Source organism: Xanthomonas sp. WHRI 10207 (assembly GCF_040202975.1).
Lineage (GTDB): Bacteria > Pseudomonadota > Gammaproteobacteria > Xanthomonadales > Xanthomonadaceae > Xanthomonas.
Map to the genome: position 1 here is coordinate 1,123,171 of NZ_JBEGDX010000002.1, position 22,029 is coordinate 1,145,199.

The 22,029-nt window shown below is 64.5% G+C and carries 16 protein-coding genes; 6 read left to right on the forward strand and 10 right to left on the reverse strand.

Annotated features, from left to right (window positions below; all coding sequences use genetic code 11):
* Positions 1–535: 535 nt before the first annotated feature.
* The 4 genes from leuB to leuC all read right to left on the reverse strand — a co-directional run bounded on the left by leuB (position 536) and on the right by leuC (position 4,582).
* Positions 536–1,609 (reverse strand): 3-isopropylmalate dehydrogenase, encoded by a 1,074-nt coding sequence (gene leuB, locus ABQU90_RS10390; protein WP_323522201.1) that lies wholly within the window; start codon positions 1,607–1,609, stop codon positions 536–538.
* Positions 1,610–1,646: 37 nt separating this feature from the next.
* Positions 1,647–2,432 (reverse strand): class I SAM-dependent methyltransferase, encoded by a 786-nt coding sequence (locus tag ABQU90_RS10395; RefSeq protein WP_323522200.1) that lies wholly within the window; start codon positions 2,430–2,432, stop codon positions 1,647–1,649.
* Entirely contained in the window at positions 2,429–3,076 is a 648-nt protein-coding gene (gene leuD / locus ABQU90_RS10400) for a 3-isopropylmalate dehydratase small subunit (protein WP_115513830.1), read from the reverse strand. Before leuD ends, ABQU90_RS10395 begins: the two co-directional genes overlap by 4 nt.
* A gap of 66 nt (positions 3,077–3,142) precedes the next feature.
* Positions 3,143–4,582 carry a 3-isopropylmalate dehydratase large subunit gene (gene leuC, locus ABQU90_RS10405; protein WP_323522199.1) on the reverse strand — a complete coding sequence of 480 codons (1,440 nt, stop codon included), beginning with the start codon at positions 4,580–4,582 and terminating at the stop codon, positions 3,143–3,145.
* A 122-nt stretch (positions 4,583–4,704) separates the two neighbouring features.
* Between leuC and ABQU90_RS10410 the strand changes: the two genes are divergently transcribed.
* The gene (locus tag ABQU90_RS10410; protein ID WP_055848419.1) at positions 4,705–5,583 is read left to right on the forward strand and encodes a LysR family transcriptional regulator; all 879 of its coding nucleotides are present in this window, start codon (positions 4,705–4,707) and stop codon (positions 5,581–5,583) included.
* Between the two features lie 36 nt (positions 5,584–5,619).
* On the opposite strand, the gene ABQU90_RS10415 is transcribed toward ABQU90_RS10410, so the two are convergent.
* Both ABQU90_RS10415 and ABQU90_RS10420 read right to left on the reverse strand, forming a co-directional pair.
* Positions 5,620–5,901, reverse strand: a complete 282-nt coding sequence (locus ABQU90_RS10415; RefSeq protein ID WP_115554549.1) for a hypothetical protein — start codon at positions 5,899–5,901, stop codon at positions 5,620–5,622.
* A gap of 74 nt (positions 5,902–5,975) precedes the next feature.
* Complete coding sequence (locus ABQU90_RS10420) at positions 5,976–9,002, reverse strand: two-component regulator propeller domain-containing protein (RefSeq protein WP_323522198.1); 3,027 nt, start codon at positions 9,000–9,002, stop codon at positions 5,976–5,978.
* Between the two features lie 335 nt (positions 9,003–9,337).
* Between ABQU90_RS10420 and ABQU90_RS10425 the strand changes: the two genes are divergently transcribed.
* From ABQU90_RS10425 to ABQU90_RS10435, 3 genes are all read left to right on the forward strand, one after another.
* A complete protein-coding gene (locus tag ABQU90_RS10425; RefSeq protein ID WP_055848412.1) occupies positions 9,338–9,991 on the forward strand; it encodes a TetR/AcrR family transcriptional regulator in 654 nt (217 codons plus the stop codon).
* Positions 9,992–10,119: 128 nt separating this feature from the next.
* The gene (locus ABQU90_RS10430; RefSeq protein ID WP_323522197.1) at positions 10,120–10,776 is read left to right on the forward strand and encodes a protein-L-isoaspartate O-methyltransferase family protein; all 657 of its coding nucleotides are present in this window, start codon (positions 10,120–10,122) and stop codon (positions 10,774–10,776) included.
* Between the two features lie 20 nt (positions 10,777–10,796).
* Positions 10,797–12,179 (forward strand): TolC family outer membrane protein, encoded by a 1,383-nt coding sequence (locus ABQU90_RS10435; protein ID WP_055848408.1) that lies wholly within the window; start codon positions 10,797–10,799, stop codon positions 12,177–12,179.
* 560 nt (positions 12,180–12,739) lie between these two features.
* On the opposite strand, the gene waaA is transcribed toward ABQU90_RS10435, so the two are convergent.
* Positions 12,740–14,056 (reverse strand): lipid IV(A) 3-deoxy-D-manno-octulosonic acid transferase, encoded by a 1,317-nt coding sequence (gene waaA, locus ABQU90_RS10440; protein ID WP_323522196.1) that lies wholly within the window; start codon positions 14,054–14,056, stop codon positions 12,740–12,742.
* Between the two features lie 76 nt (positions 14,057–14,132).
* Between waaA and ABQU90_RS10445 the strand changes: the two genes are divergently transcribed.
* The gene (locus ABQU90_RS10445) at positions 14,133–15,053 is read left to right on the forward strand and encodes an LpxL/LpxP family Kdo(2)-lipid IV(A) lauroyl/palmitoleoyl acyltransferase (RefSeq protein ID WP_323522195.1); all 921 of its coding nucleotides are present in this window, start codon (positions 14,133–14,135) and stop codon (positions 15,051–15,053) included.
* Positions 15,054–15,127: 74 nt separating this feature from the next.
* On the opposite strand, the gene ABQU90_RS10450 is transcribed toward ABQU90_RS10445, so the two are convergent.
* From ABQU90_RS10450 to ABQU90_RS10460, 3 genes are read right to left on the reverse strand one after another with little or no spacing between them, the layout of a single operon-like run.
* Complete coding sequence (locus tag ABQU90_RS10450) at positions 15,128–16,462, reverse strand: O-antigen ligase family protein (RefSeq protein ID WP_323522194.1); 1,335 nt, start codon at positions 16,460–16,462, stop codon at positions 15,128–15,130.
* Positions 16,443–17,555, reverse strand: a complete 1,113-nt coding sequence (locus ABQU90_RS10455; RefSeq protein ID WP_323522193.1) for a glycosyltransferase — start codon at positions 17,553–17,555, stop codon at positions 16,443–16,445. The genes ABQU90_RS10450 and ABQU90_RS10455 overlap by 20 nt, the downstream gene beginning before the upstream one ends.
* Positions 17,556–17,565: 10 nt before the next feature.
* On the reverse strand, positions 17,566–17,763 hold the full coding sequence (locus ABQU90_RS10460; protein ID WP_055848389.1) for a zinc-finger domain-containing protein: 198 nt from the start codon (positions 17,761–17,763) through the stop codon (positions 17,566–17,568).
* A gap of 711 nt (positions 17,764–18,474) precedes the next feature.
* Here ABQU90_RS10460 and ABQU90_RS10465 point away from each other — a divergent pair.
* Complete coding sequence (locus tag ABQU90_RS10465) at positions 18,475–21,816, forward strand: GH92 family glycosyl hydrolase (RefSeq protein ID WP_323522192.1); 3,342 nt, start codon at positions 18,475–18,477, stop codon at positions 21,814–21,816.
* Positions 21,817–22,029: the final 213 nt, after the last annotated feature.

Here is a 22,029-nt window from a genome sequence, read left to right on the forward strand (position 1 = left end):
TGGCTTTTGGCTTTTGGCTTTTGGTTTCGTATCCAGCCTTGCCTCACTCGCTGTTAACGCTTGATGCGTGGTTGTTCAATCTTGTGCTGGCACCGACAGTCAAGGTGTTTTTGCTCTTCGATCCGCAGCATTGAAATGAAAGCGCGGTGTCGTCTCCGGGGTCGGGACCATGTGGCGGCATGGATGCCGCCACTGAGCCTCCAGGGACGGATTTACGGCGTGTCCCGACACCGGAGACGGCACCGCGCCACCGGCATATCGACACACGAAGTCTGTCAGTTCCGGGCGGAAGCAAAGATTTACTGAGGGGCGCTTGCACGCGCGCCGCCGTGGGACACGCCGCAAGTACGTCCATGTAGCAACTGTGTTGGTCAGGACCTCAATCCGCGACCTTTGATCGGTTTCCTTCGGGCGTGTCCCGACACCGGATGCGGCGCCGCTCACCGATGGACCCCGCAAAAACGAAAGCGGCCATCGCCCAAACAGGACGATGACCGCCAGTACGTTCGACAAAACGATACATCCAACCAACGCTTTACAGCGCAGTCACCACCGCATCACCCATCGCGACCGTGCCAACCTTGGTCGTGCCTTCTGACCAGATGTCGGCGGTGCGCAGACCCTGGTCGAGTACCTTGCCGACGGCCTTCTCGATCGCATCCGCAGCGGCAGCCTGCGCGAAGGTGTAGCGCAGCATCATTGCCACCGACAGGATGGTCGCGAGCGGATTGGCGATGCCCTGCCCTGCGATATCCGGCGCCGAGCCGTGACACGGCTCGTACATGCCTTTGCTGTTGGCATCCAGCGAGGCCGAAGGCAGCATGCCGATCGAGCCGGTGAGCATCGACGCCTGGTCGGACAGAATGTCGCCGAACATGTTGTCGGTCACGATCACATCGAACTGCTTGGGCGCGCGCACCAATTGCATGGCCGCGTTGTCCACGTACATATGCGATAGCGCGATGTCCGGATAGTCTTTGGCGACTTCTTCCACCACCGCGCGCCACAACTGGCTGGAGGCCAACACGTTGGCCTTGTCGACCGAGCACAGTTTCTTGCCGCGTAACCGCGCCATCTCGAAACCGGCCTTTGCGATGCGACGTATCTCGCTTTCGCTGTAGGGCAAGGTGTCGTAGGCCTGACGCTCGCCATTGTCCAGCGTGCGATTGCCGCGCGGCTGGCCGAAGTAGATGCCGCCAGTGAGCTCGCGCAGGATCAGCAGATCCAGTCCCGCAACAACTTCCGGCTTGAGCGTGGAGGCATCGGCCAACTGCGGATACAACAGCGCCGGACGCAGGTTGGCGAACAAACCCAGCTGCGAGCGGATCTTGAGCAACCCACGCTCCGGGCGCAGCGATGGATCGATGCTGTCCCATTGCGGCCCACCCACGGCGCCCAGCAGCACCGCGTCGGCAGCGCGCGCGCGCTCCAGCGTTTCGTCGGCGAGCGGGCTGCCGTACTTGTCGTAGGCCGCGCCACCCAGTTCGTCGTATACCAGGCTGAAACCCAGGCCATGTTGTGCGTCGACCCGCGTCAACACCTTGACCGCTTCGGCCATGATCTCCGGGCCGATGCCGTCGCCAGGAAGAATCAAAATCTGCTTGCTCATGCAATCCTCGTGAGTTGGTGCCGTAGCAACCTGAAAATCAACGTGCTGCCCATACCACCAGCACGTCACTGCTGAAGGAGCCATCGGCTGCAATCTGAAAGTAATCGCGTACCTCGTCTACCGCCGCGTCCTGCAACCCGCGAATGGCTGCGCGCAACACCTCGGGCGTGCGCATGCGGTCGACCCAGCTCAGATAGTCCAGCTGTAGCCGTTGGCAATGATGACGCTGCACCTGCAAGCCGGCATCGCCCAGCATCTGCAACCACTGCGCAACACTGTAGTCGCGCACGTGACTGGTATCGCGCAACACCTCGATCGCCTGCAGGTGCGTGTCCAGCAATGGCAACCCCGGCGCGACCACATCGATAAAGGCGGCAACGCCGCCGGGACGCAACACGCGCCGCACTTCGCGCAGTGCCTGTCCCACGTCGCTCCAGTGATGCGCCGAGTAGCGGCTGACCACTGCATCCAGGCTGCCGGTCTCGAACGGCAAGCGCTCGGCAACACCTTGCACAGTGCGCACTTGCGTCAGCCCACGCTCGGCGGCGGTAGCCGCCACGACGTTTAGCATATCGGCAGACAAATCGTAGGCCACCACCTCGGCCATCAGCGGCGCCAGCTGGAAACTCACATGCCCGGCCCCGCAGCCAAGATCGAGCAATCGCCCGTTGCGATGACCCGCCAGGCCAGCGCGGAGCTCGGCGAACTCAGCGCCTTGCGCATGCACGTCGCTCTGCAGATACGCGTGCGCCTGCGACCCGAACTGCGCAGCGACATGTTCGCCCAGCGCCCCCGTATCGGCGGTGTTGGCAATCGCGTTCACTGCAGTGCGCCGAACAACCACGGTTGGCGCGCGCGATGGCCTTGTTCGAAGCGGCCGATTGCATCGGCGTCCTGCAAGGTCAGGCCGATGTCGTCCAGCCCGTTGAGCAGGCAGTGTTTGCGGAATGCATCGACCTCGAAGCTGTACTCCACGCCGTCGGGGCGGCGCACGCGTTGTGCGGCCAGGTCCACGGTGAGTTGATAGCCCTCGGTGGAAAAGCATTGCTCAAACAAGGCGTCGACTTCTGCTTCGGTCAGCACAATCGGCAGCAGCCCGTTCTTGAAACTGTTGTTGAAGAAGATGTCGGCAAAGCTCGGGGCAATCACCGCGCGAAACCCATATTCGTCCAACGCCCAAGGCGCATGTTCACGCGAGGAACCGCAGCCGAAATTCTTGCGTGTCAGCAACACGCTGGCGCCTTGATAGCGCGGAAAATTGAGCACGAACTCCGGGTTGATCGGCCGCTGGCTGTTATCGCGCCCAGGCTCGCCGATATCCAGATAACGCCACTCGTCGAACAGGTTCGGACCGAAGCCGGTGCGTTTGATCGACTTGAGGAATTGCTTGGGAATGATCTGGTCGGTATCGACATTGGCGCGATCCAGCGGCGCCACCAGTCCGGTGTGTTGCGTGAAAGGAGTCATAGAAAGGCCGGGAATTGGGAGTGGGAAATAGGGAATAGGCAGAGCGGAACGGGGCGTGGCGATTCCCTATTCCCGATTCTCGATTCCCTGCAGCTCACGCACATCGACAAAGTGGCCGCTCACCGCCGCCGCTGCAGCCATTGCCGGGCTGACCAGGTGGGTGCGGCCGCCGGCGCCCTGGCGGCCTTCGAAATTGCGATTGGAGGTGGAAGCGCAATGCTCGCCGCTGCCGAGCTTGTCCGGGTTCATCGCCAGACACATCGAGCAACCCGGCTCGCGCCATTCGAAACCGGCCTCCAGAAAGATCTTGTCCAGGCCTTCGGACTCGGCTTGGGCCTTGACCAGACCCGAGCCCGGCACCACCAGCGCCTGCTTGATCGTGGACGCCACCTTGCGGCCCTTGGCCACTGCGGCGGCGGCGCGCAGGTCTTCGATGCGCGAGTTGGTGCACGAGCCGATGAACACTCGATCCAGGTGGATGTCGGTGATCGACTGATTGGCCTTCAGGCCCATGTATTTGAGCGCGCGCTCGATCGAGTCGCGCTTGGTCGGATCTTGTTCGGCTGCCGGGTCAGGTATCTGCTGATCCACCGCCAGCACCATTTCCGGCGAGGTGCCCCAGCTCACTTGCGGCTTGATGTCTTCGGCACGCATCTCCACCACGGTGTCGAAGTGCGCCCCCGGGTCGGAGACCAGCGTCTTCCACAGTGCAACGGCGGCATCCCAGTTCGCATCCTTGGGCGCGAACGGGCGACCTTTGACGTACGAAATCGTCTTGTCGTCCACCGCCACCATGCCCACGCGCGCACCGGCTTCGATGGACATGTTGCAGATGGTCATGCGCCCTTCCATCGACAGCGCTTCAATAGCGCTCCCGGCAAATTCCAGGGCGTGCCCGTTGCCACCGGCCGTGCCGATCTTTCCGATCACCGCCAGCACAATGTCTTTGGCAGTCACGCCGAACGGTAGCGTGCCGTCGACACGCACCTGCATGTTCTTCATCTTCTGGGCGATCAGGCATTGCGTGGCGAGCACATGCTCGACCTCGGAGGTACCGATGCCGTGCGCCAGCGCGCCGAACGCGCCATGCGTGGAGGTATGCGAATCGCCGCAGACCACGGTCATGCCCGGCAAGGTGGCGCCCTGCTCGGGGCCGACCACATGCACGATGCCCTGGCGCGCATCGTTCATTTTGAACTCGAGGATGCCGAAGTCGTCGCAGTTCTCGTCCAGGGTCTGTACCTGCAGGCGCGAGACTTCATCGCTGATCGACTCCAGGCCGCCCTGCCGCTCGGCGCGCGTGGTCGGCACGTTGTGGTCGGGTGTGGCGATGTTGGCGTCGATGCGCCACGGCTTGCGGCCGGCCAGACGCAGTCCTTCGAAGGCTTGCGGCGAGGTCACTTCATGCAGGATGTGGCGGTCGATATAGATCAGCGACGAACCGTCGTCGCGGCGCGTGACCTCATGCAGGTCCCACAATTTGTCGTACAGGGTCTTGGCAGTCATCGCGGCGATCCGGTGAAGTGGCGGTTGGTGGGTGCACCATTTGGCTGCATTCGATGCTAGGAGCTTGCCTTCGATAACGCAAATTCATATTGTTTATTCAACAAATGAAATTCAGGAATGGCATGGATCTGGCGAGTCTCAGCGCTTTCGTCGCAATTGCTGACAGCGGCAGCTTTTCGGCGGCCGGTGAAGCGCTGCATCTCACCCAGCCCGCGGTGAGCAAACGCATCGCCTTGCTGGAGGGGCAATTGTCGGCTCGGCTGTTCGACCGCCTGGGCCGCCAGGTGGTGCTGACCGAGGCCGGCCAAGCCTTGTTGCCGCGCGCCCAACGCATCCTTGCCGAACTGGAAGACACGCGCCGTGTGCTGGAGCACCTGGGCGCGTCGGTTGGCGGGCGCTTGAGTCTAGCCACCAGCCACCACGTCGGCCTGCATCGGCTTCCTGCATTGCTACGCAACTTCGCCGCGCAACACCCGCAGGCCGCACTAGACATCCAGTTTCTGGATTCTGAACTGGCCTATGCGGCGGTGCTGCGCGGCGAGGTGGAACTGGCGGTGACCACGTTGGCGCCGGACACGCGTGCACCGCTGCGTGCGCAACCGATCTGGCACGACCGTCTGCAATGCGTGGTGGCCCCCGACCACCCGTTGGCCGCATTGCGCAAGGTGACGCTGGACGATGTGGTGGCGCATCCGGCGGTGCTACCCGACCCCGGCACGTTTACCCATCGCATCGTCGCCGGCCTGTTTGCCGAGCGCGGCCTGGTGCCGCACCTGCGCATGACTACCAACTATCTGGAGACGATCAAGATGCTGGTCTCGGTGGGGCTGGCGTGGAGCGTCCTGCCCGAACGCATGATCGATCACCAGATCGTGGCGCTACCGCTGGCCGATGTGGCGTTATCGCGCGAACTGGGATGCGTCACGCATGGCGGACGCACCTTGTCGCGTGCGGCGCAGGCGTTTGTTGCGTTGTTGCAGTTGCAGGCGGAGCGGCCTTAGGGCGCCCGAAACAACCTTGAATGGGTTGTTGAACGCTCAATCATTGCGCGGCAATAGCCCGGCCTTTTGGTACCAACGAATGCAAGCACCCTCCAACACAGCCCCGACAATTAAGACAGGAAGAAACAGTGCGCCATGCCAAAAAATCGTGCCGACGCAGAGCGGAATCACACCGAACCAGCAACACCACTTGTCAGGCAGTGGCAACACTTTGTAACGCTCACCCTTTTGCGGACTCCGTCGAAAATCCGTGTTGTTGAGCACAGCGTTCAGACCCAAGATTGCGAAATAAGTAAGCACCATCCATAGCAGCAACATAAGTTCTCTAGCCTTTACGATTCGATACACCACCACGCGCCTGAAACTTACGCACCGGGGTCACAGCGCGGTCTTCAACGCACCACCGTGCCATCGCACGACCGATCGACCAATCGATCGCGCCCCTGCCGCTTGGCTTGATATAGCCGACGGTCTGCCAACGCGAGCAGTTCGCGTCGGGTCGGCGCTTCATCGCTCATCGCCATACCCATGCTGGCGGTGCACCGCACCGTGATGCCTTGCGCATCGACGTCGATTGCCGCAAGACGTTGCCGCATGCGTTCGAACAGCGCGCGCGCCTGCACGGCATCCAGTCCCGTAGCCGCCAGCAGAAACTCTTCGCCGCCATGGCGCGCAGCGAAGCACTGCGCCTGATCCTGGTCGCTCAATGCCTCGCCCAGCGCGCTCAATACCGCATCGCCGACGTCATGGCCGTACTCGTCGTTGATGTGCTTGAAGTGGTCGATATCCATCAAGGCCAGCGCCAGCGCGGCACCACCGCTACGCGCATCGTCGAACCATTGCTGCAGCACGCGCTCGGCTTCGCGCCGGTTGGGCAATGCGGTCAGCACATCGTGGCTGGCGCGGTATTCCAGCTGGCGCATCAAGGCTTCGCGCTCCTGGCTGGCCTGTTGCAGCGCGAGATTCTTGTCGCTCAGTTCGCGGGTGCGCTTATCGATCACGGTATTGAGTTGGCGCTGGCTGCGCCGATAGCTGGCCGTGCGCCACAGATAAAATCCGTAGATCAGGCTCGCCAGCGCAAGGATGCCCAATGCGATCACTTCGCCACGGCGCCACCAGGGCGGCGCCAACGCGATGACCAGGCTGGACTCCCCCAGCAGCGCGGTCTGACGCCAATCCACCGGTAGCGACATCGCCTGCACGCGGAAGCGAAAACGGCCCGGCGGCAGGTTGGTGTACACCGCCTCGGTTGCGTTGTCGGCATCCACCCAGTCCGGGTCGAAGCCGTCCAGGCGATAGCGGTAACGCACCTTGTCCGGGCCACGGAAATTCAGGCCGGCATAGGTGATTGCAATGCGGCGGGTCTCTGCGCCGAGCTGGTGCGGGCCGCTCAACGGTTGCACCATGCCGTCGACCAGCAAGCGCTCGAACACGATCGGCACGCGATGGCCTTGCAAGGTGCCGACACGCGCCGGATCGATCACGCCCAGCCCGGCCGAGGTGGGAAACAACAACTGCCCGGCCTGTGTCAGCCAGCCAGCGGGGGCGCTGCTGCCGTTGCCTTGATTGCTGGGCATGCCATCGCTGCGGTCCACCACCTCCACACTCAATTGTTCGCGGGTACCGGCATCGATCTGGTCGAAGTCGTTGCGCGCGATGCGGAAGACGCCGTGGTTGCTGGATAACCACAGATAGCCGTGGCCATCGTCGATCACGCGGAACACCTTGTCGCGTGGCAATCCGACGCGATGGTCGTAGACGCGGAAGTGGTCGCCCTGAAGGCGCAGCAAGCCGCGATCGCTGGCGATCCAGAGATCGCCACCGACATCGCGCAAAAAGTCGAAGGCGTTCTGCCCGGGGAAATCCTGTTCGCCCAGCCACGCACGCGTGCTGCCGCCCGGCGACAGCCCGGTCATACCGCGATCGGTGCCGATCCAGATGATGCCCTGCGTGTCGCGATACAGCGCCTGCACCGAGCCGTCGGGCACGCCATCGGCGGCGCTGTAGCGGCGCGCCTTGCCATGCCGCCAGCGCACCAATCCGCCGGTGGTGCCGATCCACAGATCGTCGCCATCGGGCAACACCGCGCGTACCGACAACGACGGCAGGCCATCGCCCGCGCCGATGCGCACCAGCACCTTTCCTTGCGCATCCAGCCGCAGCACGCCCTGACTGTAGGTACCGGCCCAGACCCCGCCGTCACCGGCATCGGCCAGCGACAACACCGACTGCTCCAGCACACGGCCGCCTTCGGCCGGCGCCAGCGATATGCGACTGATCTGATCGTCGCGCCAACGGTCCAGACCCACCGCGCTGCCCACCCACACCGTGCCGTTGCTGGTCTGCAACACGGTGCGCACGTAATCGGAGGCAAGGCCGTCCTCATGGGTCACGCCGTGCGCGGCGCCTTCGGCAATCCGGAACAGGCCATGCGTGCTGCCGACCCAGATCAGGCCTTCGGCATCTTCCAGCAATGCCGGGCTGGCGACGCCGGTGATCGAAATCTGCTCGTCCGGCACAGCCACCCCGCTGTGCACCACCAACGTACCGGTGGGCATGCTCATCCATAGATGCCCGCGCCGATCCAGTAGCAGCGCATCGACCCGCTGCCCCTGGCGAAACCGCTGCAGCCCACCGCCGCGACTCCACCACCACACACCGTCATCGCCGGCGACCAGCAATCCGCCCTGGCGATCGCTGGCAAGCCGGCGCACCGGCACCGCCTGCATGCCATGCATTGTTCCCCAGGCCTCGGCGGCGGCGCCATTGCGGGGCAGACGGTACAACCCGACCTCCGTGCCCACCCACAGATCGCCAGTGTCGTCGGCCGACAACGCGGTGATGCGTGCGCGTGGCAGGTCGGTCTGACGCCCGACGTCGACCAGGCGCCCATCGGCTTCGAGCCGATACAGCGTCTGCGGCGTGCCCACCCACAGGGCGCCGTCGGCACGACGCAATAGCGCGCTGACCGCCAGATGGCGCGCCGTAGCGTCCCCCAGCTGCTGCCAGTGGCCGTCCTGATAGTGATAGACCCCGTCGAACGCGGTGCCGAACAACATGCCGCCGGTGCTGTCGCGCACCACCACGAACACGCCGCCCAATTCGGCGCCCGGCGTGTTCTGGCGGTCGTAGACGGTGAAATCGCGTCCGTTGAAGCGCGCCACGCCTTCCCAGGTGCCCAACCAGATCAGCCCGTCTTCGCCCTGGGCCACGGCGTGCACCAGGTTGTGCGGCAGGCCGTCGTCCATGTTCCAGCGCGTGACGGTGTGATAGGCGGTGTGATCGAGCGCCTGTGCGCCAGCCTGGGACAGTCCCAGAACCCCGCAACACAGCCCAAACCACAGCCACACAAGGGCCGCCCGCAGCACGCGTGTGCTGCGAACGCAGCTTGCATGCGTCTGCGCCCCGACCCTGTCCACGCTCCCCCGTCCCCTCGTCCGTGCCGTTGACCATGCGTGCCGGTATGTACCGACAGGCCTGAGGCAATCTATCACCGGGGTTTTCGGGCCGCCCTAGGTGGATTCCCCACAGCTGCCGGGCCAACCATGACACCGGGAGCATTCAACTGAAACAATGAATGCCCATCATCATCATCGGCATGGCGTTTGGGCATTGTGCCCACAGTGTCGTCGCTTCGCTGCGGCTAGTCCGTTGCCTCGGTCGCTCCCAGGTTCGACCAGTTGAAGCACCTGCGCGCTGATGCACTCAGGCCGTCGAGTATAAATATAGAACCCGATGGTCTAGTATTGACCGTATGTCCAGCTCGCCCCCCCTCAAGTCCAAGGCCAAGAGCAACGGCCCTGGGCGTCCCAAGGATCTTGGGAAACGTGCCGCCATCCTGGGTGCTGCCCGCGCCCTGTTCATGGAGCTAGGCTATGCCGGGGTCAGCATGGATGGCATCGCTGCCCAGGCCGGCGTCTCCAAGCTCACCGTCTATAGCCACTTTGGCGACAAGGAGAGCCTGTTTTCCGAGGCGATCCGTGCGCAATGCCAGCAGATGATGCCGGACGACCTGTTCGACCACGCGCCCGAGGGTGCGCTGCGCGACCAGTTGGTCGAAATCGCGCATGCGTTCTTTGCCATGGTCAGCACCGAGTCGGCCATTTCCACCCACCGCATGATGATGGCGCCCGGCACCGGCGATGTGCATGTGCGCGAAATGTTCTGGGAAGCCGGCCCCAAGCGAACCCAACAGGCATTGGCGGATTTCCTGTCGGCGCGTGTTGCCGACGGCCAGCTCGACATTGCCGATCTGGCGCGGGCGGCTTCGCAATTCTTCTGCCTGCTCAAGGGCGAGCTGTATGCCTTGATGATGTGCGGCCTGCACGGCCAGCCCACCCGCGCGCAGGTGGATGAGCACATTCAGTCCAGCGTGGACTTCTTTTTGAGGGCGTATGCGCCCCGTTGATCGCCCCGGGCCTTTGGTGGCGATGACTTCCGGCACTGCGCCAGCGGCCGGCGCGCAGCGATGCTAGATGCGCCAGTTGCCCCGTGCACCGGTAAAATGTTCGCCCCACCGCGTTGGATAACCGCACCATGACGATCGATTTCACCCAGGCCCGCGAAAAGATGGTCGAACAGCAGATCCGGCCGTGGGACGTGCTGGACCTGCGCGTGCTCGACGTGCTGGCGCGCCTGCCGCGCGAAGCCTTCGTGCCGGAGGCCTACAAGACCCTGGCCTATGTCGACGTGGAAATTCCGCTGTCGGCCGGTCACAAGATGATGAAGCCGGTAGTCGAAGGCCGGATGTTGCAGGCGCTGGATCTGCAGCCGGGCGAAGACGTGTTGGAAATCGGCACCGGCAGCGGGTTTTCCACCGCCTGCCTGGCTGCACTCGCGCGCGAGGTGGTCAGCCTGGAGATCGATCCGGCACTGGCAGCGGCAGCACGCGCCAATCTGGAAAGCACCGGTGCGGGCAGCAATGTGCGCATCGAAACCGCCGACGTGTTCGGCTGGCAGAGCGAGCGTCGTTTCGATGCCATCTGCGTGACCGGCGCGGTCGATACGCTGCCGACGCAGTGGCTGCAGTGGTTGCGCCCGAACGGCCGGTTGTTTGTGGTGCGCGGTCACGCACCGGTGATGGAAGCGGTCCTGGTGCGTGGCGACGTCAACGCCCCGCGCATCGAATCGTTGTTCGAAACCGATCTCGCTTATCTCCAGGGCGCCGCACCGACGCCCCGATTCCAATTCTGATTCCCAAGGAAGCTTCCCCGATGATCCGCCGATCCCTCGCCCTGGCCCTGGCCGCCGCCCTGTCACCGATGGCAGCGCATGCCACCGATCTGCTGCAGGTCTATGAAATGGCCCGCAACGGCGACCCGCAGCTAGCCGTGGCCGAGTCCACGCGCCTGGTGAATCGGGAGGGACAGGTGCAGGCGCGTGCGGCGCTGTTGCCGCAGCTGGACGGTAGCGCCGGCTACACCCAGGCACATCGCGAGCTGGAAGGCGTGGATGGTCGCTCCACCACCAAGCAGCGGCAGTACACGGTTCAGGGCAGCCAGACCATCTTCAACTGGGCGCAGTTCGCCAACCTGCGTGCGCAGCGCGAAGTGGCCAAGGCCGCAGACTTCACGCTGGCATCGGCCAACAACGACCTGATCACCCGCACCTCAGCGGCGTATTTCCAGGTGCTGGTCGGTATCGAGTCGCTGGCGGCGGCAGAAACCAACGAAGCGGCGGCCAAGAAGCAGTTCGACTACGCCGACAAGCGCCTGGAAGTAGGCCTGGCGCCGATCACCGACGTGCACGAAGCGCGCGCGCAGTACGACCAGGCGCGTGCGGACAGCATCAACGCACGCAATACGCTAAAGGATTACTACCAGGCGTTGACCGAACTGACCGGCCAACCGGTAGTCGGCCTGCGTGCGCTGCCGGAAGACTTCCGCCCGGAAGTGCCGGCTGCTTACAGCAACGTCGATCAGCTGGTATCCGCCGCCATCGCCGACAACCCGGCGCTGAAGGCACAGCAGCTGCAGGTCAGTGCAGCCGAGGCGCAGGTCAATGCGGCGCGTGCCGGCCATTACCCCACCTTGAGCCTGGGCGCCAATATCGGTCGCAGCAATAGTTGGGGCGGCCAGGGCACGGTCGATCAGGCCGCAGGTAACTTCACCACCGCGGGCCGCGATATCGATACCGATTCGGTCGGCATCACGCTGTCGATCCCGATCTTCGCCGGCGGTGCGACGCAGTCGGCCGTGCGTCAGGCACTGTCGCGTCGCGATATCCAACAGGACACCTACGAGCAGCAGAAGCGTGCGCTGGACCGCAATACGCGCAATGCCTATCAGACCGTGGTCGCCGGTATCAGCGAAGTGGAAGCGCGCCGTTTGGCAGTGGTCTCCGCGCAAGCCGCCTACGATGCCTCGCAGGTCGGCCTGGAAGTCGGCACGCGGACCGTGCTGGACGTGGTGCAGAACCAGCGCACCCTGTTCCAGGCGCAGCTGAACTACGCGCAGTCGCGCTACACCTTTTTGCAGAATCGCCTGCTGCTCGGCCAGGCCATCGGCAAGCTCGACATCACCGACCTGCAGGATGTGAATCGCCTGCTGTCGCAGGATGCCGAAGCCAGGCTGCAGGGAAGCGGCTCGCTGCAGTAAAGCGAGCGGATAGGTCACTAAAAAGGCGGGCGAAGGCCCGCCTTTTTTATGTCCGATGCAAGCGCGTACCTGGCTGCGTGCGATACCTGCGATGACTGCCGCATCAGCGGGTGATCTGACGCTTGGCTGGAGGGCCCTTGCCGCCCGCCATCGCGGGACACGCCGCAAGTAGGTCCTTGTAGCGGCATCCATGCCGCGTAAGAACCCGCGACGGTGGGCGGGCAAGGACCAATCAAGATAGTCGGTGTGCGTAGCTCTTCTCAAAGCAACCCACACCTTGTCTGGTGCGGTGTCCTCGCCGCTTGCGTGACCGTGTGGAGGCATGGATGCCGCCACCGAGCCCCCACGGACGGAGTCACGGCGTGTCCCGCGAGCGGTGAGGGCACCGCGCCCTCGACCAATGCGGCTTGAGACTCTCCAGATGACGCCAAAAAGCGGCTAACAAAACGACCGTGCGATCGCCACGTTTGATTGGTCGCGCCAAGACCGTTTGATGATGTGACTTGGCATGCCTGCAACAGGTTCTCTGCAACGATGCAGCACGCACGCAGTTAGATTTTTCAAGACGCCACACCATCACCAACCACCTGCGGCAAATCAGGCGCGATCTGCACCAGCGTGCGGGCCACTGCGCCCTTGCCGTTGGCGACCAATGCCAGGCCAGCGGCGGCCATCGCGTCGCGCTGCGCAGGGTCGGCAAGTAAACGTGCGAGATCACGATAAACGCAGTCGGCATCCTCGCAGATGGTCACCGCATCGGCCTCGCGCATGCGCCGCGAAATTTCCGAGAAATTATGCAGATGCGGGCCGGTCACTGCCGGCGTGCCAACCGCCGCAGGTTCAAGCAAATTGTGCCCGCCGATCGGCTGCAGGCTGCCACCGACGAAAGCGACCTGCGCGCATGCATAAAAACTCATCAGCTCGCCCAAGGTATCGATGACGAAGACCGTATCGTGCGCTTGTGGCCACTGCTGCGCTTTGCGTGTCGCCACGCGCCAGCCGCGCTCGCGCGCCAACGCCTCGACCTTCGGAAACCGCTCGGGATGGCGTGGCGCCCACAGCAGCAGCAGGTCCGGAAACTGCACCAGCAACTGCGCATGGATATCGGCCACCGCCGCCTCTTCGCCCTCATGCGTGCTGGCGGCAATCCACACCGGCCGCGTTGCCGGCACATGGGTACGGAACTGCGCGACCAGGGCCTGTAACTGTTCGGGGGCGGCGATATCGAATTTGAGATTGCCCAGCGCCACCACTTGGTCCGGACGCGCGCCAAGAGTGATGAAGCGCTCCGCATCGTCCTGCGACTGCGCCGCCACGCAGGTCACCGTGCGCAGCGCGCGGCTGATCAAGGGCGCCAGCACGCGGTAACCGCGTAACGAGCGCGCTGACAAGCGGGCGTTGAGGATGTACAGCGGAATCTGGCGGTCGCGGCAACCGAACAACATGTTCGGCCATAGCTCGGTTTCCAGAATCAGCGCCAGCCGCGGGCGAAAATGTTCCAGAAACCGCCCCACGCTGCCGGGCACGTCGTACGGCAGATACACATGGTCGACCGCATCGCCCCACACCGCGCGCACCCGCTCGGAACCGGTGGGCGTGATGGTGGTGATGACCCAGCGGATATCCGGGCGCTGCGCGCGCAAGGCGTTGACCAGCGGCGCGGCCGCATTGACCTCGCCCACCGACACCGCATGCACCCACACCCGCGGGCGGCCGCAGGCATGCGTGTACGACGCATAGCGCTCGTTCCAGCGGTTGAAGTATTCGCGCACGCGAAAACCGCGCCACACCAGGTGGTACACCGTGACCGGCAACAACAGGTAGAGCAGCGCCGAGTACAGCCCGCGCAACAGCCATTCGATCGGGTCTTTCCGCATGTGTGCAGGATACGGGAGCGCCTGCACGTGCGCATGTGCACGCTGCCGGATGCGCCCGATCCCTTAGAATCGCACCATGTCCGAGTCCGCCAACGTCGCCGTCCGCCCCTCCCTGCGCAACCCCAAGCATTGGCCCATGTACCTGGGCCTTGCGGTGATGGTGCTGGCCGGGCGCCTGCCCTGGACGCTGCAACGCGCGGTGGGCCGTGGCGTGGGCTGGATCGCGATGCGCGTGGCGGGCACGCGTCGGCGTGCTGCCGAGGTCAACCTCAAATTGTGCTTTCCCGAGCAGGACGATGTATGGCGAGCGCGACTGCTGCGGGATAGTTTCGATGCGCTGGGCGTGGGCCTGTTCGAATTTGCGCGTGCGTGGTGGGGCAGCATCGACGCCATTCGCCCAGGCGTGCAGATCGAAGGACTGGAGCATCTGCAGCAGCTGCAGGAACAAAAGCGCGGCGTGTTGTTGGTGTCCGGCCACTTCATGACACTGGAAATGTGCGGGCGGCTACTGTGCGACCACATACCGCTGGCCGGCATGTACCGCAAGCACCGAAACCCGGTGTTCGAATGGGCGGTCAAGCGCGGCCGCTTGCGCTATGCCACGCACATGTTCGCCAACGAGGATCTGCGCGCCACCATCAAGCACCTCAAGCGCGGCGGTTTTCTGTGGTATGCGCCGGACCAGGACATGCGCGGCAAGGACACCGTGTTCGTGCCATTTTTCGGGCACCCGGCCTCGACCATCACGGCTACCCATCAGCTGGCACGGCTGACCGGTTGCGCGGTGGTGCCGTATTTCCATCGCCGCGAAGGCGGCCGCTACATCCTCAAGATTGCGCCGCCGCTGGCAGGCATTCCGTCGGAGGATGTGATCGCCGATACCACGCAGGTCAATGCGGCGATTGAGGACATGGTGCGCGAAGCGCCGGATCAATACCTGTGGATCCATCGCCGCTTCAAGCGTCAGCCGGGTGGGCGCAGCGCGTTCTATCAGTGAGCTGCGAGCCGATGATGGCGCGTGGCGCGCAGGTCTCCCCTGCCCGACACACCCGCGATCACGATGCCAGCGGCTCAGTCCAGCGGTGGCTGATCCGCGTCGTCGTTGAGCAACGCGCCGGCATACAACCCGGCCAGCATCAGACTCAAGCCGCCCCAGAAGCTGGAATAGAACGCCAGATGGGTATTGAGCGGGAAGACGGTGGCCACCAACGCGATCATCGCCGGCCGCGCCTGCTCGCGTGCGGCTAGACTCGAATAGCGCCACGCACGCCAGGCCTGCGCCGCACCGGCCAGCCATAGCAGCAAGCCGATCACACCGGTTTCGGCCAGGATTTCCAACACGATCTGATGCGCGTGGAAAGCCGGACCATCGCCCCAGGCCGGCGCCTGTGCAGGGGCCGGATTGCAGGCTGGATATGCCTGTCGAAACCCGCGCGCGCCCACCCCATTGAGCGGATGCGCGCGGATCATGCACAGCGCTGCGCCCCAGATCTGGCCGCGCCCGGACAAGGCCTGATCCACGCCCTGCTCGCCATTGCCAAACGCCAGAGTGGTGCGCTGGATGCGCTCGCGTGCCTGTGGTGCCACCGCTACAACGCCACCAGCCAGCAGCACGCCGGCCACCGCCACTGCCAGCAGGCGCCGGCCGCCCAATAGTTGCCAGCCGGACAGCAGCACGATCACGCCGTAGGTGATCCACGAGGCGCGCGACCCTGCCAACACCAGCACCACGCCGACCGCGGCCGCCGCGACTGCCCAGGCCCAGACGTTGCGCCGCCCCAGTGCCAGCAACAGAAAGGGCGACAGGCTAGCCAGGGTCTGCCCGAACTTGAGATTGCACGGCCCCAGCACGCCGCTGAGGCGGTCGGCCAGCGCCAGCTCCTGCGGCGTGCACAGCCCGTGGCCGCTGATCAGCTGCTTGAGTTGATCCAGCGCGAAGAACAATGGGCTGCTGCCGATGGCAGCCTGCAATAGCGCGTCCAGCGTCCAGACCCCGCCGATCACCGCCAGGCCGATAAAGGTGCGGCGTCGCCGCTGCGCATTGGCCACCGCAATCGCGCACAGCCACATGAAAGGCAGATAGCGCAGATCGGTGGCTGATTTGCGCAGGGCGCGACCGACATCCATCGCATCAAACGCGGACAGCATCTGCGGCAGCCAGTACGCAAAGAACAACACGCTGGTCAGTGCCCAGGCCGCACCGCTGAGCAGGCGTGTGCCACCGCGAAAACGTGCGTGCAGCAAGCGATACGCCGCAAACAGTGCGCCCAGCGACAGCACGGTTTCGGCCAAGCCTGGCGTGGGCCACAGCGCGACAAACAGGAGCACCCATAGCGGCGCCCAGCGCCCGGCATCGGGCGTCAATGCGGGCGCGCTTATTGGAACGTCAGCGGCGGAGTTCGTCATAGACCTTCAAGGTGGCCGATTGCATGGCCTGCAACGTATAGGGGAGGACCGCCGGCGGTGTGGGCGGGTGCTGCAGAAGCTGCAGTGCCTGAGCGCATAGCGCGTCGGCATTGAAGGCCGGCACCGCGCCGCCGGGCTGCAGCTCGGCAAGCAATTCGCCAACGCCGCCATGCTGCCAGCCCAGGACCGGCCGGCCCACCGACAAAGCCTCGACCACGGTACGGCCGAAGGCTTCGGGCTTGCGCGACAGCTGCAGCACCAGATCGCTGGCGGCATAGGCATCGGCAATGCGCGTGGTGGGCTCGGTAAAGGCGACCGCCTCGGCCACCCCCAACCGCGCTGCTTCGGCTTCCAGCTCGCGCACATACGCCTCGCGCCCGGGTTCGCGCGCACCTGGCAGCCACAGCCAGGCCGGCACGCCGGCAGCGCGCACATCGGCCAGCAGTTGCAGACCATCGGCATGGCCCTTCAAGCGCGTGCCGCGCCCCGGCAGCAGCAACAGCGGTGCGTCGGACGGCAGCCCAGGCAGCAGGGTCTGCGCCCAGCTACGCGCACGCCGATCCGGTCGCAAGCGGCGCGGAAACTGGGCGATGTCGACGCCACGCGGAATCGTGCGCAGATGCGCCGGATCGGTCTGCGGATAGTGCGTGCAGACATAGTCGCGCACGGTTTGCGAGACGCAGATGACGCGTTCGCCATAGGTCATGACCGCGCTGTAGCGGCTGGGCGAATTGAGCCCGTGCACGGTGGTGACGAAGCGCGGGCGCGTGGCTGCGGGCATCCCGCGCAGCGCGTACCACCCCAGCCAGGCCGGCAGCCGCGAACGCGCGTGCACGATGTCGGCACCGAGTTCGGCAAACAGACGACGCAGGCCGACCACGTGGCGCAGGGTCAGCAGCGACTTGCGGCCGATGTCCAGGGTGAGGTGCTCACCGCCGGCTTCCAGCAACTGCGGGACCAGGCGCCCGCCAGCCGATACGACCACGGCGCGATGGCCGGCGCGCACCAGCGCAGCAGTCACTTCCAGGGTGGAGCGTTCCACGCCGCCGGACTGCAGCGCCGGCAGCAATTGCACCACGGTCAGGCGGTGCATGCAGCCAGAATCAGTCGGCGAGTACGAACAGCGAGCCGCAATACGGGCACTTGGCTTCGCCGTTGGGTTCGTCTTCGATCGGCAGATACACGCGCGGATGCGAGTTCCACAGCGCCATCTGCGGCGTCGGGCAGCTCAGCGGCAGGTCTGCCCGCTGCACGGTGTAACGCTTTTCGGCATTGGCGGGCGCGGTGGCGGTCTGGCTCATGGCGGTGCGATCGGTAAACGAAGACAGAGCCCGGATTCTAGCAGCCTGCCTGCATGCGCAGGGCCGCGCCGTTGCGGGCGTTTTGCTTGCGCATGCGATTGGCAGCCGGGAAGACGGGCGTGGCCCACATGAATGAGCGTGAGTTGCCGAGCCAGGGGGGCATCGGGATCGTGGGGTTGGGAGCGCTAACAAAGCGCACCGGAGGGCGCCGCCAGGGAACGGATGAGCGAATCGGGATGCCCAAAGGGCGCTGGCCGGTGCCGCGTACCAATGCACCTCGCTGCCAGACGTGCAGCGCGATTGATGGTCGCTCGCGTTGATGCAAGGCAGAACTGCTTGCCAACCACGGAGTCGTTACGCAGGTCTCGCCGTTGTCGGTAGCAACCGGAGCGATCGAGATGTGCGGTGCCTTGCATGGTGAACGGCCATCGGTGAGCGCTCATCGAGGTGACTGCGCAAACGTCGATATGGAAGAGCGGCATTTGGATGACTCTCACCTCCCGCATGCCCAGCGGCGCAGCATCCAGCGCACAGCTCGCTTGCGTGCGCTCGGTGTTTTGTCCACGATCGGCCGGCACCCGAATCTGTGCGGATCGAACAGCACGCATCCCTCTCGCCCGCTGCCAGCATTGCAGCGCAGCGTCCATGCGACGCAACCTGGGCGGCGATGAACGCGCTGCTGCTGGTCCGCCATCAAGGAGACACCACCACGTGAGTCTGTCGGTCGTTGTGCGGCGTTTGCCGTTGGTTGTTGCGTTGGCACTCGCATCTGCGCATGCAGGTGCGGCAGGCAGGTTTGCCAGTTCCTTCGATCAAGGGCAGCCCATGCCGGTCCAAGCGATGCCTGGCGATGTGCGGATCGCGGTCGGCAGCGGCCCTGCCGCGCCCTACGCGGCCAAGCCCAGTGCCGGCTACAGCGGCGCGCATGCGCTGCGTTACGACAGCAGCGGCACGGGAAGGCGCACCTTGTTTGCCACCGACATCGTGATCGATGCGCAGACCACCTTGTCGTGGATGGTGCTGCCGGAGAGCGTCGGCACCGATCATGTCGCCTCGACCTATGTGTCGCTGGATCTGGTCTTTGACGATGGCACGCGGTTGTCGGCGAGCCAGGCGCACGACCAGCATGGCGTGGCGATAGGCGCGCGTGCGCAAGGGCAGTCGAAGACCTTGTACCCGCAGCAGTGGGCACGCAAGGAAGTGCGACTGGGCGAGGTGGCCGGCCTGCGTGGGCGACGCGTGCGGGCGATCGAGCTGGAGCTCGCGCCGCCTGCGGGCGCAGCCGCTGCCGGCTGGATCGACGATATCGCGCTGGGCGATGTGCCGCTGCTGACGCCGGCACGCCCATCGGATTGGGTATTGACCACGCGTGGCACGCAGTCCAACGGCACGTTCTCGCGCGGCAACAATTTCCCCGCCACGGCGGTGCCGCATGGATTCAACTTCTGGACGCCGGTAACCGATGCGGGAACGCTGACCTGGCTGTACCGCTGGAACGAGCAGAACGGTGCCGACAACCGGCCACGCCTGCAGGCGCTGGCGCTGAGTCATCAACCCAGTCCGTGGATGGGCGACCGGCAGACCTTTCAAGTCATGCCCTCAGTCGGCGCGGGCGTGCCCGAAGCCGATCGCGGCAAGCGTGCACTGGCGTTTTCGCATGCCAATGAAATAGCGCGCCCGTACCGCTACGCGGTACAGTTCGACAATGGCCTGCACGCCGAGATCGCACCGACCGACCATGCGGCGCTGTTCCGCTTTCGCTTCCCGGATCACGGCGATGCCAATCTGTTGTTCGACAATGTAGATGCGCGCGGCGGACTGCGTCTGGATGCCGCGACGCAGACGCTGTCCGGTTACACCGATGTGCGCAGCGGGCTGTCGACCGGTGCGACACGCATGTATGTGGTTGCGAGCTTCGATCGGCCGTGGAAAGCCAGCGGCCGCGTCGATACCGGGCGGCCCACCGGCTGGATCAAGTTCGATGCAGGCGATGCGCGCCAGGTGCAGATGCGCATCGCCACCTCGTTGATCTCGCTGGAACAGGCCAGACACAACCTGGCCTTGGAAATCGCACCGCAAGCATCCTTTGAGCAGATCGCCGCGCAAGCGCAGGACGCGTGGGACGCATTGCTGGGGCGGTTCGATGTGCCCGATGCGAGTGCCGACCAGAAAACCACGCTGTATTCCAATCTCTATCGGCTGCATCTGTACCCGAACTCGGCGCATGAAAACGCAGGGAATGCAGACGCACCCGACTGGCGTTACGCAAGCCAGAACAGCTGGTCGGACGACAACATCGACGGCAGCGCGGTGCGCAGTTTTGCACCGATCCGCGACGGCCGGGTTTACGTCAACAATGGGCTTTGGGACACCTTTCGCACCGCGTGGCCGGCCTATGCGCTGTTTGCGCCCGACGCTGCCGGAACCTTTGTGCAAGGCTTTATCGAGCAAGCACGTGCGGGGGGATGGATTGCGCGTTGGTCTTCGCCCGGCTACGCCGACCTGATGGTCGGTACCAGTTCGGATGTGGCGTTTGCCGATGCCTGGCTCAAGGGCGTACAAGGCTTCGATCCGGCCGAGGCCTACACCGCTGCGCTCAAGAACGCCACCGTGGTGGCACCGGATCGTCACGTAGGCCGCAAGGGCATGGCGCGCTCGACCTTCCGCGGCTACGCCGATACCGATACGCACGAAGGCATGTCGTGGTCGATGGAAGGTGCGCTCAACGACTTCGGCATCGCCAACATGGCCGATGGATTAGCCAGGCAGGCGACCAACGCGAAGGTGCGCGAGCGCTATGCGACCGAGGCGATGTATTTCCGCCAGCGTGCGGCCGGGTATTCGGCACTATTCGATCCGGCAATCGGGTTTTTTCAGGGGCGAAACGCGGAGGGGCGCTGGCGGGTGGATGCGGCGCACTACGACCCGCGCGTCTGGGGCAACGACTACACCGAATCCAGCGGCTGGACGTTCGCGTTCACCGCGCCGCACGATGGCGAAGGGTTGGCCTCGCTCTACGGCGGGCGCGCCGCATTGGCGGCAAAACTGGATACTTTCTTTGCCACCCCGGAAACCGCCGAGGCAAAATTCGCCGGCTCTTACGGCGACACCATCCACGAAATGACCGAGGCGCGCGACGTGCGCTTGGGCATGTATGCGCACAGCAACCAGACCGCGCACCATATTCCGTGGATGTATCTGTTCACTGGCCAGCCGTGGAAAACCCAGCAGCTGACGCGCGAGATTCTGTCGCGCCTGTATCTGGGGAGCGAGATCGGCCAGGGCTATGCCGGCGATGAAGACAACGGCGAGATGTCGGCGTGGTATCTGTTCGCAGCGCTGGGGCTGTACCCGTTGCGCATGGGCGCACCGGAGTATGTGATCGGCTCGCCGCTGTTCAAGCATGCGCAGGTGCGCTTGCCCCATGGCGGCACGCTTGTGGTCAATGCGCCGCAGAACTCGCCGCAAAATGTGTATGTGCAATCGCTGATGCTCAACGGCAAGCCGTGGCACAAGACCTGGTTGGCGCATGCGGACATTGCCAACGGCGCGACGCTGGAGTTCGTGATGGGCCCCACGCCATCGCGCTGGGGGAGCGGACCGAAGGATGTGCCGCCATCGTTGACGCCGGCCGGGCAGCGCCCTGCCCCGCTGCACGATCTGCTGGGTGCTACCGCGCGCATTGTGATGGACGATGGCCGCGATATCGCGGCGCTGCATGATGACGATGCAGGCACGGTCGGTGCGCTATCGGCCGTATCGACGTTGACGCTGAGTGGGCTGGAACCTGGCAAGGCGACGCTGTACACCTTGACCAATGGCAGTGCGGCGATTGCTGCAGCTAGCTGGACATTGGAAGCGCGCAGTGCAGATGGTGCGTGGCGCGTGGTCGATCAACGTAGCGACGAGCGTTTTCAGTGGTCGTTGCAGACGCGCCCGTTTCGCATTGCGACGCCAGGGGCGTATGTGGAGTACCGGCTGCGGCTGACGATGCCTGCGCGCGCGCAGTTGGCCGAAATCGAGCTATTGGGTGCTGTTCCGGATGCGCGTTGAGAAGGGATGCTTGCTGGCGTGATCGTTTTTGAGTGATGCGGGATCGCTAGTGTTGTTACTTGCGTCGTTGATCATCGTTTCAGTGGGTGGCAACGCTGATTCGCTGCTGAGGGTGGATCGTACCCTCACCCCAACCCCTCTCCCGAGGGGAGAGGGGCTTTCAGGCAGTGACTGCACGCTTGCGATCAACCAATGCCCCGTTGATCGAATGCT

Bases quoted from the DNA above. Each gene is read 5' to 3' on its own strand.
- ABQU90_RS10445 (WP_323522195.1), top strand. From the start codon at position 14,133: ATGTCCGAGTCCGCCAACGTCGCCGTCCGCCCCTCCCTGCGCAACCCC.
- leuC (WP_323522199.1), bottom strand. From the start codon at position 4,582: ATGACTGCCAAGACCCTGTACGACAAATTGTGGGACCTGCATGAGGTC.
- ABQU90_RS10435 (WP_055848408.1), top strand. From the start codon at position 10,797: ATGATCCGCCGATCCCTCGCCCTGGCCCTGGCCGCCGCCCTGTCACCG.
- waaA (WP_323522196.1), bottom strand. From the start codon at position 14,056: ATGCGGAAAGACCCGATCGAATGGCTGTTGCGCGGGCTGTACTCGGCG.
- leuD (WP_115513830.1), bottom strand. From the start codon at position 3,076: ATGACTCCTTTCACGCAACACACCGGACTGGTGGCGCCGCTGGATCGC.
- ABQU90_RS10410 (WP_055848419.1), top strand. From the start codon at position 4,705: ATGGATCTGGCGAGTCTCAGCGCTTTCGTCGCAATTGCTGACAGCGGC.
- ABQU90_RS10455 (WP_323522193.1), bottom strand. From the start codon at position 17,555: ATGCACCGCCTGACCGTGGTGCAATTGCTGCCGGCGCTGCAGTCCGGC.
- leuB (WP_323522201.1), bottom strand. From the start codon at position 1,609: ATGAGCAAGCAGATTTTGATTCTTCCTGGCGACGGCATCGGCCCGGAG.
- ABQU90_RS10415 (WP_115554549.1), bottom strand. From the start codon at position 5,901: ATGTTGCTGCTATGGATGGTGCTTACTTATTTCGCAATCTTGGGTCTG.
- ABQU90_RS10425 (WP_055848412.1), top strand. From the start codon at position 9,338: ATGTCCAGCTCGCCCCCCCTCAAGTCCAAGGCCAAGAGCAACGGCCCT.
- ABQU90_RS10430 (WP_323522197.1), top strand. From the start codon at position 10,120: ATGACGATCGATTTCACCCAGGCCCGCGAAAAGATGGTCGAACAGCAG.
- ABQU90_RS10450 (WP_323522194.1), bottom strand. From the start codon at position 16,462: ATGACGAACTCCGCCGCTGACGTTCCAATAAGCGCGCCCGCATTGACG.
- ABQU90_RS10460 (WP_055848389.1), bottom strand. From the start codon at position 17,763: ATGAGCCAGACCGCCACCGCGCCCGCCAATGCCGAAAAGCGTTACACC.